Source organism: Pseudarthrobacter sp. NIBRBAC000502772 (genome assembly GCF_006517235.1).
Classification (GTDB): domain Bacteria; phylum Actinomycetota; class Actinomycetes; order Actinomycetales; family Micrococcaceae; genus Arthrobacter.
The window spans coordinates 2,648,844-2,664,456 of the sequence record NZ_CP041188.1; the positions used below are offsets into that span (position 1 = coordinate 2,648,844).

General features: G+C 62.1%; 14 protein-coding genes. 7 read left to right on the forward strand and 7 right to left on the reverse strand.

Annotated elements, in window-relative coordinates; translation table 11 throughout:
* Window positions 1–500 precede the first annotated feature (500 nt).
* Genes NIBR502772_RS12175 through NIBR502772_RS12185 form a run of 3 tightly spaced genes read right to left on the reverse strand, consistent with a single transcriptional unit; the run spans window position 501 to window position 3,308 of the window.
* On the reverse strand, window positions 501–1,532 hold the full coding sequence (locus NIBR502772_RS12175; RefSeq protein ID WP_246848489.1) for a TDT family transporter: 1,032 nt from the start codon (window positions 1,530–1,532) through the stop codon (window positions 501–503).
* A complete protein-coding gene (locus NIBR502772_RS12180; protein WP_141140388.1) occupies window positions 1,529–2,380 on the reverse strand; it encodes an MBL fold metallo-hydrolase in 852 nt (283 codons plus the stop codon). Before NIBR502772_RS12180 ends, NIBR502772_RS12175 begins: the two co-directional genes overlap by 4 nt.
* A gap of 34 nt (window positions 2,381–2,414) precedes the next feature.
* Window positions 2,415–3,308, reverse strand: a complete 894-nt coding sequence (locus NIBR502772_RS12185; RefSeq protein ID WP_141140389.1) for an alpha/beta hydrolase — start codon at window positions 3,306–3,308, stop codon at window positions 2,415–2,417.
* Between the two features lie 283 nt (window positions 3,309–3,591).
* Between NIBR502772_RS12185 and NIBR502772_RS12190 the strand changes: the two genes are divergently transcribed.
* The 6 genes from NIBR502772_RS12190 (at window position 3,592) to NIBR502772_RS12215 (ending at window position 9,405) form a co-directional block, all read left to right on the forward strand.
* Window positions 3,592–4,761 carry a thiolase family protein gene (locus NIBR502772_RS12190; protein ID WP_141140390.1) on the forward strand — a complete coding sequence of 390 codons (1,170 nt, stop codon included), beginning with the start codon at window positions 3,592–3,594 and terminating at the stop codon, window positions 4,759–4,761.
* A gap of 219 nt (window positions 4,762–4,980) precedes the next feature.
* A complete protein-coding gene (locus tag NIBR502772_RS12195; protein ID WP_141140391.1) occupies window positions 4,981–5,703 on the forward strand; it encodes a flavin reductase family protein in 723 nt (240 codons plus the stop codon).
* Window positions 5,704–6,918, forward strand: a complete 1,215-nt coding sequence (locus NIBR502772_RS12200; RefSeq protein WP_141140392.1) for an alpha/beta fold hydrolase — start codon at window positions 5,704–5,706, stop codon at window positions 6,916–6,918. It begins immediately after the preceding gene.
* Between the two features lie 54 nt (window positions 6,919–6,972).
* On the forward strand, window positions 6,973–7,761 hold the full coding sequence (locus NIBR502772_RS12205) for an enoyl-CoA hydratase/isomerase family protein (RefSeq protein ID WP_141140393.1): 789 nt from the start codon (window positions 6,973–6,975) through the stop codon (window positions 7,759–7,761).
* A gap of 25 nt (window positions 7,762–7,786) precedes the next feature.
* Window positions 7,787–8,434, forward strand: coding sequence for a CGNR zinc finger domain-containing protein (locus tag NIBR502772_RS12210; protein WP_141140394.1), 648 nt, complete (start codon window positions 7,787–7,789; stop codon window positions 8,432–8,434).
* Window positions 8,435–8,517: 83 nt separating this feature from the next.
* A complete protein-coding gene (locus NIBR502772_RS12215) occupies window positions 8,518–9,405 on the forward strand; it encodes a sulfurtransferase (RefSeq protein ID WP_141140395.1) in 888 nt (295 codons plus the stop codon).
* A gap of 368 nt (window positions 9,406–9,773) precedes the next feature.
* On the opposite strand, the gene NIBR502772_RS23105 is transcribed toward NIBR502772_RS12215, so the two are convergent.
* Both NIBR502772_RS23105 and NIBR502772_RS12220 read right to left on the reverse strand, forming a co-directional pair.
* Window positions 9,774–9,938 (reverse strand): hypothetical protein, encoded by a 165-nt coding sequence (locus NIBR502772_RS23105; RefSeq protein ID WP_371706663.1) that lies wholly within the window; start codon window positions 9,936–9,938, stop codon window positions 9,774–9,776.
* Entirely contained in the window at window positions 9,917–10,225 is a 309-nt protein-coding gene (locus NIBR502772_RS12220) for a hypothetical protein (protein WP_246848490.1), read from the reverse strand. The genes NIBR502772_RS23105 and NIBR502772_RS12220 overlap by 22 nt, the downstream gene beginning before the upstream one ends.
* 466 nt (window positions 10,226–10,691) lie before the next feature.
* Here NIBR502772_RS12220 and NIBR502772_RS12225 point away from each other — a divergent pair, with 466 nt between their 5' ends.
* Window positions 10,692–10,919, forward strand: a complete 228-nt coding sequence (locus NIBR502772_RS12225) for a hypothetical protein (RefSeq protein WP_246848491.1) — start codon at window positions 10,692–10,694, stop codon at window positions 10,917–10,919.
* Between the two features lie 224 nt (window positions 10,920–11,143).
* Here the strand turns inward: NIBR502772_RS12225 and NIBR502772_RS12230 are convergent, their stop codons facing one another.
* Both NIBR502772_RS12230 and NIBR502772_RS12235 read right to left on the reverse strand, forming a co-directional pair.
* Window positions 11,144–12,631 (reverse strand): NAD-dependent succinate-semialdehyde dehydrogenase, encoded by a 1,488-nt coding sequence (locus tag NIBR502772_RS12230; protein ID WP_141140397.1) that lies wholly within the window; start codon window positions 12,629–12,631, stop codon window positions 11,144–11,146.
* A 28-nt stretch (window positions 12,632–12,659) separates the two neighbouring features.
* Window positions 12,660–15,560 carry an FAD-binding and (Fe-S)-binding domain-containing protein gene (locus NIBR502772_RS12235; RefSeq protein ID WP_141140398.1) on the reverse strand — a complete coding sequence of 967 codons (2,901 nt, stop codon included), beginning with the start codon at window positions 15,558–15,560 and terminating at the stop codon, window positions 12,660–12,662.
* Window positions 15,561–15,613: the final 53 nt, after the last annotated feature.

Sequence of the window (15,613 nt, forward strand, 5' to 3'; positions counted from 1 at the left end):
CGGCGGAAGAAGCGAGTCGCGTCCCGCACAGATGCTTCCGTAGTCTCATGAACGAGGACCTGGAACAAGTACCCGGGCTGGAGTTCGCAGCCCAGACCTCGTGGGGACATCCTCCGGAATAACAGGCGCGGACCCTCCACGGTAAAGCTGCTCCGGGCTCGCTTACCGCGTGCCACAGTCATGCCACACTGGCCAGCGCTCTGAATACCCGCCATCGCTTCCGGGGGCTCCATCCAGAGCCCGCCCAGGAACAGCAGCCACGAGAGCAGCCACCTCATCGCTGGACAAAGGTTTGGCCGCTTGCTCGCTCGGCGAGAACAGCATAAGGGAGACACAAAGCCTCCGGGTGGAGCAGAACTCACAAGTCCCGCTCCACCCGGAGGTCTTCTTTATGTCTCCCCAGCACGCCGCAACCATTTCCCACAACCCAAGCCCCGGCGTCGGGCATTGAGTTAGACGCGTCCGCGCCGGATTTGCTGAGGTCGCGGTGTGCCGAAGCGTCAGCGCCGTCTCTTGGCCGGCGAACCATGGACGAGCGTCCGTATTCCGATGCCAAGGACAAAAGCCGTGGCAAGGCCTAAGAGGGTCCAGGAGATGAGTTCCGAGCCGGCGACGCCGAGGGTTCCGAGCCATCTGATGCCGTAGTTCGCCGACGTTGACACCGGGAAGGTGAAGATCCAGAACGTCAGCGAGAACGGCAGGCTGGCGTACTGGGGAATCAGAACCACCTGCATCAGAATCATCATGAGGAGGATTCCCATGAGTCCTAACTGGATGATTCCGGAACCGTCCGGGCGGATGACTATCCAGGCAACGCAGGCCGTTGCGGGGGCGGCCAGGTACCCGGCCAAGACGGGCTTCAAGTCGTCCGGCATTTCAATCCCCGCCATGAAGCGCACCGTCACCACAGTCCCGATCATCAGCCAGAAAAAACCACCGGTTCCCCACGCAGCGATCGCCGCTTGAGGCCATCCCATGGTGGAGAAGCCGATGCTGGCGATGAAGGGACCTGCAGCAACGGGAAGCAGGTAACCCGGGTGAACCCATTCCAGGGTCACTCCGCCGGTCACCCAATGGACCAGAAGCCTGGCTCCAAGGAGCGTGAGAGCGAGGATGAAGAACAGGCACAGGGCAGACCAAAACAGCTTGTTGTATTCGATGTAGTGACTGCTCAGGAGGATGCCCACCAGGGGAATAAAGGACGCCGACGGCCCGGTTCCGGGGTGTCCCAGTTCCTTATTGAAGTGTCCCTTGGTCATGGACCGGAAACTTTTCGCCAGGTACCAGACAAGCAGGACGGACCAGACAGCCGCACTGATCGCGTAGAAGACTTCCGCCGGCCAGGCAGGGGCCTGAAGCGTCAGGCGGGCCGCCTGCCAGGCACCCCCCAACCCGGTGAAGCCGAGGGGAATGGCAAACAGGTTGAAGGGGTGCGTTGGAGGCTTTGGCGGAGGTTCAGTGAGGAGATCGGGCTCGTTTGCTTCCGAAGCCGTGGCAACGGGCCCCATCGTGGGCGCCTGGCTGCTGGTCAACTGAGCAGTTTCAGGGCCGCACCCCACAGCGCACCGGGGTTTATCCGGTCAGGATGAAGCGCAAGCATTGCCGAGAAGAACTCCTCCGGCGTTGGTTCCTCGGCCAGGAGCTTTGACGCGTCCAAAAGGTACCCGCGGGTCTCTTGGATCTGTCCGGGCAAATCGGGCAATGCGGGGTTCTTGTGCCCGGCCACCACGAACTTTGGCTCGAGGCTCTCCGCGATATCAAGCGCTCGCAGCCAGGCTTCGAGACCCCCGTCCTGCGACTCGGTCAGGTAGGGGTGGACCCCGTTATAGACGGCGTCCCCGGCTACCAGGAGCCCGATGGAGGGAACGAACAGCATGGTGGTGTTGTCGGTGTCAGTATGGCCCACTTCAACAATCCGCAGTTCATGACCCTCAAGTTCAAAGGACCCACTGTCGATTTGCTGGGTGACGGTGGTTGTGGGCGGAATCTGGTCCGGGAAAATCGAGTCCCAAAAGGAGGAGCGGAACCCAGGGGACCCGTGCGTCTCCATTTCCTGGAGCGTGCCCGGGGTTGCCAGTACTGTGACGCCCGGAAACCGCTCCGCGAGGGGACCTGCGCCGAACCAGTGGTCACCGTGGCCGTGGGTGATGTAAATGTGGCTAAGTGTCTTTCCCGATGCCTCGATCCAGTCCCCGACCCTTTGTGTCTGTTCCACCGTCATGGGCGGGTCAACCAGCACCGCGTTCTCATGTCCGGAGATCAGCGTGGAGGACAGCGGGGACCAGATGCGCGGGTCCCCGTTCGGGAGTGTCCCTCGTCCTGTTTGAGGCAGGGTGCCGGAGACGAAGACGTCGTAAGTCAGCTCGGTTGTGGGTGCCATAGTATGTGTCACTTTCCCTGAAGTTCGTGGTGGCTTAGAGATGCTGCAAAAACCAGCTGAGGGCGGCGGAACTTGAGTCTTCAAAGTTTTCGACGTAGGGCTCGAAGTGGCCCCCTGGCAGCATCACCAGGGATTTGGGCTCCTGGGCCTGTTCGTAGGCTTCGAGGGCCAGGTCCGTGCCGGTCAGTTCATCGTCAGCGGCCACGATGAAGAGCAGCGGCTTCGGCGACACCCTTGAGGCCCAGACCCCGGGTTCGTAGAGGCGCGCCGCCCGGGTGGACTGCAAGGTGACGGTGTTGTCCCAGCCGTATTCTTCCGGGCCGGGTTGCGTGTAGAAGCGCAGGGCGGAGGGTAGCCGGTATGCGGCAGGCTGGCTTGGATCACTGCTCACCACTGCGATCATTCTGGGTGCCTTGCCGGCGGCCTGGTCCCGTTCGTCGTCGATGAAGGACTGTTCCAGCGCCGTCTTGGCATCCCCAACCGCGCGCCTGGATCCGGCCACATGGCCGTTGATGGCGGGCACCTGGGAGACCACTGCTTTCAGCCGCTGTTCCGTGGCTCCCAGAACCAGGGCGTGCCCGCCGGAGTAGCTTGAGCCCCACAGGCCTATCCGGGAGGCGTCTACCTCGGGCCTGTTCTCCAGATAGGTCACCGCGCGGCGCCAATCCTTGATCTGCTGCCAGGGATTGATGTCGTGGCGGAGTTCCCCCTCGCTGGCGCCGAAATTCCGGTGGTCATGAACCAGGACCACAAATCCGTTGTCGGCAAAGCGGGAGGCATACGCAGCGAGTCCGTGGGCGCGTGTGCCGGCATAGCCGTGGGCCATGGTGATGGCGGGATGCGGCCCTGGCCCATCCGGGAGGTAGAGCCAAGCGCGAAGCTTGATGCCACCCTCGGCCATAAATTCAACATCCAGTCGTTCTGCCATGAGTCTCTCTTTTCTCTCCAGCGCTCGCGGCCGGGTAGGTGTGAAACCGCGGGAGCCACGCCGCGCGCCGCGGGGAATCTTGTGACGAATCAGTTGCGTGGTGGTTAAGGGCCTGAGCCTTGGCTTTCCAAGGGGAGCCCCGAACTTTGCCGGTGCAAGATGTGAAATAAGCGTACACGTTTAGACTATGTCCTGCAACGATTTTTGGGCGTATGCTCCTTTCACGGCCCCAGGCCGACCCCATTCCCAGATTTCTCACCTATGCACGGCGAAAGGCAAAACGATGGCAGGCAGTTTCATCTATGACGGGATCCGCACCCCCTTCGGAAAATTCGGGAAGTCATTGGCGGGCATCCGCCCCGACGATCTGGCCTCCCATATCATCCGGGAGGTAGTCGACAGGCAGCCGGGGCTGGAAGCGCACAGGATTGATGAGGTGATTCTGGGCAACGCCAACGGTGCGGGAGAAGATAACCGCAATGTGGCGCGAATGTCTGCGCTGCTCGCCGGGCTTCCGACGTCGGTGCCTGGCGTTACGGTCAATCGGCTGTGCGGTTCCGGCCTCGAGGCTGCCATCCAGGCGAGCCGTGCTGTGGAAATTGGAGATGCCGACCTGGTTGTCGCTGGCGGGGTTGAATCCATGAGCAGGGCGCCCTGGATCCTCGCAAAACCCGAGCGGGCCTTTCCTGCCGGCCCGGAAACCCTCCACAGTTCGACCCTGGGCTGGCGCATGGTCAACCCCAGGATGAACGAGGCCTGGACCATCTCCAACGGCGAAACGGCAGAAAACCTCGCCGACAAGTTCGACATCTCAAGGACAGAGCAAGACCAGTTTGCCGTTCGCAGCCACCGGCTGGCCGCGAAGGCCTGGTCCGAAGGCATCTACGACGACGAGGTGGTGCCCCATCCGGATTCACAGCTCCTCACCGACGAGGGTGTCCGGCCCACCACCTCGGGGGAGGCCTTGGCCGGTCTGGCTCCGGCATTCCGTCACGGGGGTTCAGTCACTGCAGGCAATTCATCTCCGCTCAATGACGGCGCAGCAGCCATGCTCATCGGCCGGGAGGGCGCCCTGGAAACGGAACCCCTGGCGCGCATCGTTTCACGCGGGGTGGCTGGCAATGATCCAGACATCTTCGGCATTGCGCCCGTCGAGGCGGCCAACCAGGCCCTGGCCCGGGCAGGGAAGACCTGGGCCGACGTCGATGTTGTGGAGCTCAATGAAGCCTTCGCGGCCCAAAGCCTGGCATGCCTGCGGCTGTGGCCTGACCTGGATCCGGAGAAGGTGAACATTCACGGTGGCGCGCTGGCTGTGGGACACCCGCTGGGCGCGTCCGGCTCCCGCGTCCTGATCCACCTGGCACGGGAACTGAAGCGCCGCGGGGGAGGGGTTGGAGTGGCCGCCATTTGCATCGGGGTGGGGCAAGGCCTCGCTGTTGTGCTGGAGCGCTAGTTGCCGTCCCTGATCCGGGGCGTGACCGCCATCTTGAGGCATTTTCAAATTCTGGATCAATACTCTTGAATGAAATAGGTAAGATGGGTACGCTTACTTCAGCTGATTCTACAAAGCTCTAACACTTCCTCCCCCGAAGGCCGCACCGATGCAGCCTCAGGTCGCGTTTTCCTCTTGGGAACGCCCCCACACACTGACAGGGAAAGATACAGGCCCTCCATGATCATCAATAGCGCGGATCTCGACGCCACAGACTCCTACAAACTCCTCATCGGGAGCATCATTCCCCGGGCCATCGCTTGGGTGAGCACCATCTCCGAAGAGGGTGTGGCCAATCTTGCGCCAATCTCCTTCTTCACAGCGGTGGGACGAAAGCCGCCCATGGTGTCCATCTCGCTGCAGCCTCGCTCAGACGGCACGACACTCAAGGACACGTTCGTCAACATTCGCGAAACGGGCAACTTTGTTGTCAACGTGGCCACACTTCCGCAGGCTCACGCCCTGCACTCCTCCGCCTTCGAATTCCCTTCGGGAATCGACGAGTTTGAGGCGGTGGGGCTCGAAAAAGAGGCTTCGGAGGCCGTCACGGCACCCAGGATCAAAGACGCCCCTATCGCGATGGAATGCATCGTTAACCGCATCATTCCCGTGGGCGACATGAACGACCACGTCGTCTGGGGCGAAGTGGTCCGCTTCCACGTCAAGGACGAGCTGTACCTGGAACGGGGCCGGATTGACACTGCGGCGGTCACGGCTGTGGGCCGGCTGGCGGCTGAATACACCCTGGTGGAAAACGTGTTCACCACCCCCCTTGAGGACGACCTTCTCAAGTCCAAACACAAGCAGCGCATGGCACGCCTGGACGGTCAGCCGGATGATTGGTCGCCAATTAATACAGCAGCCTGGTCGCCGTCCGGGTCCACCCTCACCAAGGAGCAGTAAGTGACTACCGTAATTGAGCAGTTGCAGGAGCAGGATCCCTCCCTGACAACCACTGGCAGCGGCGATGTGGCCGTGCTTTTCATCCACGGTTTCCTGGACGATCAGACTGTTTGGGACGACGTCGTCTCCGAACTCGCCACCGCGGACGCCCAACTGCTGAGGCTGGACCTGGCAGGGATGGGCGACCGGAGCGGGGATGAGGGCCCCTACAGCCTGCAGCGGTACGCCGACGACGTCGCTCGCGTCGTGGCTGGGCTGGACAAGCCCGTAGTACTCGTCGCGCAAAGCATGGGAACGCTCGTGGCCGAGCTCGTGGGTGTCCGCCACCCGGACAAGGTGCTGGGCGCAGTATTCGTTACGCCCGTTCCCTTGGCAGGGACGCACCTTCCCGAGGAAGCTGTCAGCTCGTTCCGGCAGCTCGGTGGCGACGTAGAAGCACAGCGCGGGGTTCGGATGTACCTGGGCGGCGGGCTGAACGAATTCGGGCTGGACAAGCTCACCTACATAGGCAGCCGCATCCGCCCGGAGGTGGTGACCCACCTCGTTGACTGCTGGAACGAGGGGATCCCGGACGCCCCTGAGAAGAGTGAATTTATCTCACCCGTATTAATAATCCGCGGTGAAGCCGACGGTTTCGCCACCGCTGAACTGGTATCTTCGGCGGTCGCCCCACGATTCCAGCACGTGAAGGAGGAAGTACTCAGCGGGGCGGGCCACTGGCCCCACGTCCAGCAGCCCCAGAACGTGGCCGGACTCATCGGCCGGTTCCTCCAAGAAATTTCTGAAGGATCTGCCGCTGCACCCGGCGGGGCCGGCGCTCAAGGCTGGATCAACGCCTTTGCCAGCAAGTCCGCGGACGACTTTGGTGAGGCCTTCCACCGCGACGTTGTCCTTGAGGCTTCTGTCATTCGGTCTCCGATCACCGGCCGGGAAAACGTCAAAACGGTGATGAGCGCAGCCAGCTCCATTTACGAGTCCCTCGAGTTTACGCAGCAAACCATTAATGGTCCGCGCACCTATCTTGAGTGGCAGGCGACGGCGTTCGGCGGACTCAAGCTCTACGGGGTCACCATCCTCACCAAGGACGAGAACGGTCAGATCGTCTCAGCCGCCATCCACCACCGCCCCCTTGACGCAGCGCTCCGCTTCTCGGCTGAACTCGGTAAGCGGATCGGGAAGGCCGTGGGTGAATCCCGTTTCTACTCCGCCGACTGAAAACTGCGGCACTCAGCCGATTCCAACTACTTCCTCAACGAAGGGCCTAAGCCAATGACCCACCTGACGTTCACTGTCCAGGATCAGATTGCCACCATCGTCCTGGACAATCCGCCCCAGAACCGAATCGACCTTCAGATGGCGGATGAACTTTCCGAAGCTATAACCGCCATCGGCAGCAGTGACGCCCGCGTGGTTATCATTCGGTCTGAAGGCGCGGACTTCAGCTTCGGAGGTGACATCATGACGTGGCCGGGCGCCGAAACGCGGGAACTGCGTGCCTTGTTTGAGCGCTACATGTCAGTCTTCAACCAGCTCGAATTGCTGCCGATGCCGGTCATTGCCGAAGTTCAAGGTCTTTGCTTCGGAGGTGGATTTGAACTCGCTCTCCGTGCCGACCTCATCTTTGCCGCAGAGTCAGCGGAGTTCGGGCATCCAGAGCAAACTCTTGGCATCGTTACCCTCCTGGGCGGCATCTACCGGGTGGCAGAAAGGGCAGGCAAGGCGCGGGCAGCAGAATGGGCCATGACCTCGGAAAAAGTGCCGTCGTCGGAAATGAGCCGCGCCGGAGTAGTGAACCGCGTCATTTCCGAGGACAAGCTCCGGGAGGAAGTCTTGGCGTTTGCGCAGCGAATCGCTACCGGTGCCACGCGGGCATACGCTGCGCACAAGGCGCTGCTGAGGACCTGGTCGCTGGGCGGCGTCGCTGCGGCAGACCAGGCCATGTTTGATATCGCCATGCCCTTGTTTGAACGCGAAGACACCCAAGTAGGGCTGAATTCGGCAGTGGAAGCCCTTAAGACGGGACGGCCGCGGCCCGTGTTGGAATTTCAAGGCCGCTGAGGCCTTTAAGCTAGTGGTTGGCCAGATGCCCTGGAAGTTGGCGGAAGAGGATGCAGTGAGCGACTGGAACGCGACGCAGCGCTATGACATGGAAAGTGCTCCTGGGGGGCTCGGTTTTGTGCATGACCTGCTCAACACGAAATCCGCTGGAAAGCCCCGAAGAACCGACTTATTGCTTGACCTTGGACTCGCCCAGGGCTGGGTGGATGCGGGGCTGAAACAGTGGGCGCTGGCAACCGGCAGGCGCTATGTCGAAGTCAAACTTACGGAACGCGACCTGGAACATCTGCGGTACTTTCGTGATGAACTTGCAGGCACGCTCAACGCCGAAGGGGACCCCGCTTCCGTCGTCAGTTCCGACGTCGACGCCCTGCCCACAGTCTGGACAACCGCCACGTCCCTGAAGCTCAAATCCAATGGAATGGTCCAGGCAGAACCGCAGGGAGCGGGAGCCGGGCACATTGAATCCCTGGCCATGACAGAGATTTTCCAGGCCCAGCTCGCGGGAACCTGGCACCGGCTCAAACTATGCCGCAGCGAAAAATGCAGGGTTGCGTTCTTTGACCGTTCACGCAACAACAGCGGCGTTTGGCATGACGTGAAGATCTGCGGCAACCCGGCGAATCTCCGAGCGCACCGGGCGCGAAAACATGAATCAAAGCTCGTGAATTGACCCCATCCCTGTTCGTGGATGAGCAAGCTGGCAGGGGGAGGTCTATTCGCTGACCGGGCTATCAATCCCATCAAAGGACCTCAATGCAAGCCTTACCTCCGGACAATTCTGACCGAATCACCGAGTACGCACATTCCGATAGGTTGGTCACCGCCGAATGGCTTGTGCAGCACATGGCTGATGACAGGCTGGTCATCGTGGAGTCTGACGAGGACCCGCTGCTCTATGAAGTGGGCCATATACCGTCGGCAGTGAAAATTGATTGGCATACGGACCTGAACGACCAGGTGATGCGCGACTATTTGACGGGCCAGGAATTTGCCAATCTGATGACGTCCCGCGGTATTTCACGGGACAGCACCGTTGTCATTTATGGTGACAAGCACAACTGGTGGGCCGCCTATACCCTCTGGGTATTCAGTCTCTTTGGCCACCCTGACGTCCGATTGCTCGACGGCGGGCGTGAAAAGTGGATCTCCGAAGGACGTCCTCTCGAGACCGCGCCTGCGCCCGCGCCCGCTCGGACCGCAATGCCGTATCCGGTGGTCACGCGCGACGACGCGTCCATCCGGGCGTTTAAGAATGACGTCCAGGAACACATCGGGCTACCCCTGATAGACATCCGCAGCCCTGAGGAATACACGGGTGAGCGCACGTCAATTCCCGATTACCCGCAGGAGGGCGTCCTTCGCGGCGGGCATATCCCGGGGGCGCGCAATGTCCCGTGGGCGCGGGCTGTTTCCGACGACGGGACGTTCCGGCCCCGAAGGGAACTCGAGGAGATCTACTTCAGCGAAGTAGGCCTGCGAGCCGACGATGAAGTCATCACCTACTGCCGCATTGGCGAGCGTTCAAGCCACTCGTGGTTCGCCCTGACTTTCCTGCTCGGCATGGACAGCGTGAGAAACTACGACGGCTCATGGACCGAATGGGGCAACGCTGTACGGGCTCCCATAGCGGTAGGTAATTGAAGTTCCTGTTTGAGTGAGTAGTCCGGCTACTGTCTCTCCCGAATCCATAGCTGGCCGGTCTACGCCCACACCTCCAGCCTCGGCCACCGTAGCTGACTAGGCTTGGTGCCAGGAGTCACCAGCAGCCCGCGCCGTTACCTTTGTTCGTAGCCGGATCCTGTGTGCACGATAAGGGTGTGTTGGCCGGTCGGTTCCCGGCATGGTTTCTGCCCCCAGTCGTTCATGAGCCGGGGGTGTTGTCACCGGACCGGCTAGGCAGGAGGCAAAGTGGAACCGTAGGTGTGGCGTGAAGCCGAACCTACGGCAGGAAATAGCCGCCTTTCGGGGACACCCGCGCCTATCGTAGAAGGCCGATATCGAACGTTTTGTCACAATGGGGAAGCCCACCTGGGGTGGGTGGCAGTTCTTGTGGCCGGGTTCTCCTCTCTTTGGGCGGGTAACTGTGAGTCAAAGCGACCGCCGTCGATCCCCGGAATAATGGTGTCGAAACTGGTGTTCTCGAACCTCAGCTTCAGGCCGAGTTTCTTCGCCACCAGGCGTGCGATGTCAGGGTTACGCCGATTGGGGTCACATTGTCCTCGGCGAGGAAGGTCGTTGGCGGAAAGTGCAGATCCATGGCCACCGTCAGTTCGCCCTTGTCCTTGTAGGACTGCGGCAAAAGCGCAACGGCAGCCTGGTCAGGCTGGACACCCTCGGAAATGTCGGCGGTAGAAGACGTGGTGGAGCCTCCACTGGTGTCAATGCCGCCGCCGCATGCGCTCAGTGCTAACAGGACTGCCAACCCGGCAACTGCAATCTGGACTCTGTTCCTGGCCTTCATGACCGCTTCCTTTGGAGAGACGAGCCAATTGACACTCGTGGTTTGAGGCGGCTGGACCCCAAAACAGTTGTACTTTAATGCAACCACTTTCACCGTCCGTCGACAGAGTGTTTTCGGAGTATTCCGTCCTGCCATCGCTTGCTCAGACATGTAAGGACAACTGACCGCTTAGTGTCAGGAATTTGCGCCTTTTTCTGCCTTTTGGTCCTTACGCGGTTACTTCACCCAGCCGGCGGTCCTTCTGCGGACCAGACAGCAGCTTTCGTGACCTGGGACGATAACGCTGAATTGACACCTCCACGCGTCACGCCGGAAAACCGTCCCGTTTCCTCCGACGACGCAGGCGGGGCAAGTGCCCATGCTGAAAAAGGGGCTTGCACCGGCCGTCGTTGCGAAGCGCACCTAGCGCGGCGTCCCGGCTGTCGCTGTAATTGCCTCGACCATCGGCGGCCTCGTTGCAACGCTCGTGAACTTCATTGCGCCGGGTTCGGGAATTTACGACTTCATCATGAATTCAACCGGGCTGGTCGCCCTGTTTGTGTACGTATTTATCGCAGTCACCCAGTGGCGCCTGAGAAGCAGGATGACCGCTGAGGAGTGTTCGAACTTCAAGCTCAAAGTGGCGATCATGATGGTCAGCGACGCCGGCGGCACGCAGGTGTTGACGAGCTTCACCGCGGCCGGCCCCTGCTAGCGTTCCTGCCGCTCACGACGGCGGCGCGGGACTTCCGCTGCTGCGGCAACATTGGCGAGGTGGCCAGTTGGGTGCGCGCCGGCGTCGGACTTTCAGTTCCAGCCAACCGTCACTGCACATGGTTGAGACCGGCGCCAATACTGGCGCCGGTCTCAACGATGGTGTGATCCGGACCGGCCCGGCCTGCCCCGCTGGGTCAGGCCGGCGCGCTCCCGGAGTGAATACTAGGCAGTGGTGCGCCGCGCCACGTTGTAGAAGCGGATGTTTTCGTATTCTTCCAGGCCTTCGGAGCTTCCCTCGCGTCCGAGGCCGGACTGCTTGATGCCTCCGAAGGGGGCGGAAGCATTGGACGGTACGCCTTGGTTGATACCCACGATGCCGGTCTCTAGACGATCGGCGACATTGAGGGCACGGTCGAGGTTCTCGGTGAAGACATAGCCGGCGAGGCCAAACTCTGTCGCGTTGGCCCGGGTGATTGCCTCGGCTTCTGAGCTGAACCGCTGAATGGCCGCGATGGGGCCGAAAATCTCGGACCGGGCAACGTCGGAATCTTCCGTGACGCGGTCCAGGACGGTCGGGGCGAAGAAGTTGCCTGCCGAGTCGTAGCCGTGGCCACCGGTCAGCAGTGTGGCGCCCAGGCTCACGGCGTTCTCGGTGTACGCCTGCATCTGAGCGACTGCACGGTCATCGATCAGTGCACCGAGTCCGGTCTGCTGTCCGAGGCCGCTACCGACGGCGACCTGGGCGAAGCGTTCGGTGAGCGCGGCGACGAAGTCATCGGCTATCCCGTCCTGGACGTAGATGCGGTTGGCTCCAATGCAGGACTGTCCGCCGTTGCGCAGCTTCGCGGCAAACGTTCCCTCCACGGCCCGCTGAAGGTCAGCGTCGTTGAAGACGATGAGCGGTGCGTTACCGCCGAGCTCCATCGAGCTGCGGAGCACATTCTGGGAGGCAAGCTTCAGGAGCTGACGGCCCACCGGCGTTGACCCGGTGAATGAAACCTTCCGGACCCTTGGGTCCAGCAGGACGGCTTCGCTGAACGCCCCTGACTTTGAGGTGGTGATGACCTGGATCAGTGCTTCAGGCACCCCGGCCTCGATGGCGAGCTGGACCGCAAAGTATGTCGTCAGGGGAGTAAGGGTCGCAGGCTTGATGACGACGGGGCATCCTGCTGCCAGCGCCGGTGCGATTTTTCGGGTTGCCATGGCCAGCGGGAAGTTCCATGGCGTGATCAGCACCGCCAGGCCCACGGGGGAGCGGCGGGTCAGGAGGCTCGCGCCGCCGTCCGGGGTTTCCCGGAAGTTTCCTGCGGGGCGCACGGCCTCCTCGGCGTACCAGCGCACGAAGTCGGTGCCGTACTTGACCTCGCCGCGGGCCTCTGCGAGTGGCTTGCCCATTTCGCGTGAGATCAGGTGTGCGAGGTCTTCGGTGTGGGCAACGAGCTTGTCGTACCAGGCGTGCAGCACGTCGGCGCGCTGACGAAGGGTGCTGTTTGACCAATCAGCTCCCGCGCCGTCGGCCTTCCCCACAGCTTCCAGTGCAGCCTCGACATCAGCGTCAGGGACGTGGGCTATGGTCTCGGCGGTGGCGGGGTCCTGGACAGCGATGCCCTGGCTGGGCAGGTTGATGGACTGGATAACGGCATCCGCGTGCCGGAGGCTGTCGGCGTCCGCCGTAATCAGCGGCATAGCGACGTTGGTTGTAAGGCTCATTGGTTCTCTCTTTCGGTTAGGGCTTCCTCTAAGGGACGTTGTTCCGGGGATCAAGGAGTTCGGCAAGGTGGAGGCTCTTGCGCTCGGGTTCCAATTGCTTGACCTGCATCGCACAGCTGAAGCCGTCTGCAAGGACAGGTGTGTCCTGGGAGGTTCGGGCGAGGGCCGGAGCCAGTGCCTGTTCCGCTACCTTCATGGCGATGTCATAGTGGGTGGCTTCGAAGCCGAAGTTCCCGGCGACCCCGCAGCAGCCGGTTGCCTCGGTGACATTGGCGACGCCGAGGGCGGCCAGTGCCTTGCGCTGGACTGTAGCCCCGAAGGTCGAGTACTCGTGGCAGTGGGTCTGCACAGTCACGTCCGTGGGTACGGCCGGTGGCGCCCAACCTGCGTCAACCCATTCCTTCACGGCTTCGGCGAAGCTGCGGATCCTGTGGGATACGCGTTCGGCGGCCTCGGTGCCGAGCAGTTCCGGCGCGTCCTTCTTCAATGCGGCGGCGCAGCTTGGTTCGATGACGACGATCGGTGCATCGGTGCCGTCATCGAGCTTCGCCACGGCCTTGCTCATGAGCTTCTTCGCGGTGCCGAGTTGACCGGTGGAAATCCAGGTCAGGCCGCAGCAGGCATCCGATTCGCAGCCGACTTGCCTTCCCGTGCTTTCCATGACCCGGGCTGCTGCCCCGGCCACTTCGGGCCTGAAACCCTTGGTGAACGAGTCAACGAACAGTACTGCGTCGGCTGTCTTGGCGGGGGCGCTGTACGGGGCGAGGGCGTCGCGAAGCATCTTCCGGGACGCGAACACCGGCATATTCCTCTTGGTGGTGAGGCCACCCGCAGCGGCCACGACCTTCCCAAACGGGCTTGCCAGGACGGCATTGACCAGCGGGCTAATGCGGGACGTTAGCTTCAGCCACCTGGGCAGCCACCCGAGGGAGAAGTGCGACATGGGCCGAAGCCTCCCCTCGTAGTAGTGCGAGAAGAACTCCGATTTGTAACTGGCCATGTCCACGCCTGCGGGACAGTCGTTGGAGCAGGCCTTGCAGGCCAGGCACAGGTCCAAAGCCTCGCGGACATCTTCAGACTTCCAGCCTTCGTCGACGGTCCGGGCACCCCGGACCATGTCCTGGAGCACCCTGGACCGTCCCCGCGTTGAGTCCTTCTCGTCCCCTGTGGCGCGGAAGCTGGGGCACATCACCCCGCCGGAGTCTGAACGGCATCTGCCGACGCCGATGCAAGCCTGGACGGCATGTACCCAGGGGTCGGCCCCTGCCGCGGCTGCCTCGACGGGCCGGAGCTCGAAGTGCGTTCTCCACTCACGCTCGGGGACGCCCTCGAGTGCCAGGTTGGCGTCAAACGGATCCGGATCGGTGATGGAACCCGGATTCAGGATCCCTGCCTCATCCCAAAGCCTGCGGTATTCCTCGAACGCGGTGAGCATACCGGGGGAGTACATCTGCGAAAGCAGTGCCGAGCGGGCACGTCCGTCGCCGTGTTCTCCGGACAGGGAACCTCCGTGGCGGACCACAAGTTCGGCGGCGGCCTGCGTGAACTTGCGGAACACGCTGCGGCCTTCTTCCGTGCGCAGGTCGTAGGTGATGCGGATGTGCATGCATCCCGCCCCAAAGTGTCCGTACATGATCCCGGTCAGCTCATACTCGTCCAGGAGCGTCCGGAAATCGGCCAGGTAGGCTGCAAGGTTCTGTGGGGCAACGGCGGAGTCCTCCCAGCCGGCCAGGGATTCCCCGCCGCTGGCGGGCCTTGACGACAGCCCTGCGCCGTCTTCCCGCACCCGCCATAACGTAGCGCGTTCGGTAGAGTCCGGAACGGCGCATCCGTCCACCAGGCGGCCGTTCCCGGCCAGCCTTTCCAGCAGCAGAGCGGCCAGACGGGCCACTTCGTCGGGGTCGTCGCCGTCGAGGTCCACGTACAGGAACGCCTTGCCCCGGGGAAGCGCCAGGACGGAGTCGTCTCCGCGGCGCAGCCGCATGGTATCCACGATGGCCTCATCGATGCCCTCGACAGCTGCCGGCGAGAAGTCAAGGATGGTCTCGATGTCCTTTGCGGCATCGACGACGTCGGCATAGCCTAGGCAGACCAGCAGCGCACTGGATGGCTTGGGGACGAGTTTCATGCGGGCGCGGACGACGACGGCACAGGTTCCTTCGGTGCCGACCAGTGCCCTGGCAACGTTCAGGCCGTTCTCCGGCAGCAGATTGGCAAGGTGGTAGCCGGAAACCTGGCGCTGGATGCGGCCAAGTTCACGGCGGAAAGCAGCCAGGTTGTCCTGGGCGAGCCTTTTGAGGTCTTCGCCCAACTGGAACGCTCGAGATACGGAGTAAGCGTCGGACGAATTGGTGGCCCGGACGCCCTTATCTGATGCGGTGAGTAGGGCGCCGTCGGAGGTGACGACGTCGATCTCGTGGACGTGATCGGAAGTCCGTCCATAGCGGACCGAGTGGTTGCCGCAGGCGTCGTTGCCGATGGTGCCACCGATGGTGGCACGGTTTTTTGAGGACGGGTCGGGGGCGAACGTGAGGCTCTCGCCCGTTGCGCGTTCGGTTTCGCGGGTGAGCTGGGCAAGCACAACGCCGGCTTCGACGTCTGCCGTTCCTGTCTTCTCATCGATGGTGATGATCCGGTTCATGTGCCGCGAGAAGTCCAGCACGATTCCCGGGCCGATGGCGTTTCCAGCCATGGACGTCCCGCCGCCGCGGCTTATCAGCGCAGTATCGGTTTCCCCGCACGCCGCCATGACGGCCACGACGTCGTCGACGCTGCGCGGAAACACAACACCAACAGGCGGGATCCGGTAATTGGACGCGTCGTAGGAGTATGCGGCCAACCGGTGTCCCGAGGCTTCCATGGGCACACCCGCGGCCTTAAGCCTTTCCAGGATCGGTGCATGTTCCGGGGGGGTGAACTTTGAATGCATGATGCGCTTTCCACTTGGTCTTTCATGGAACGGTCTTGATGAATCGAGATGCC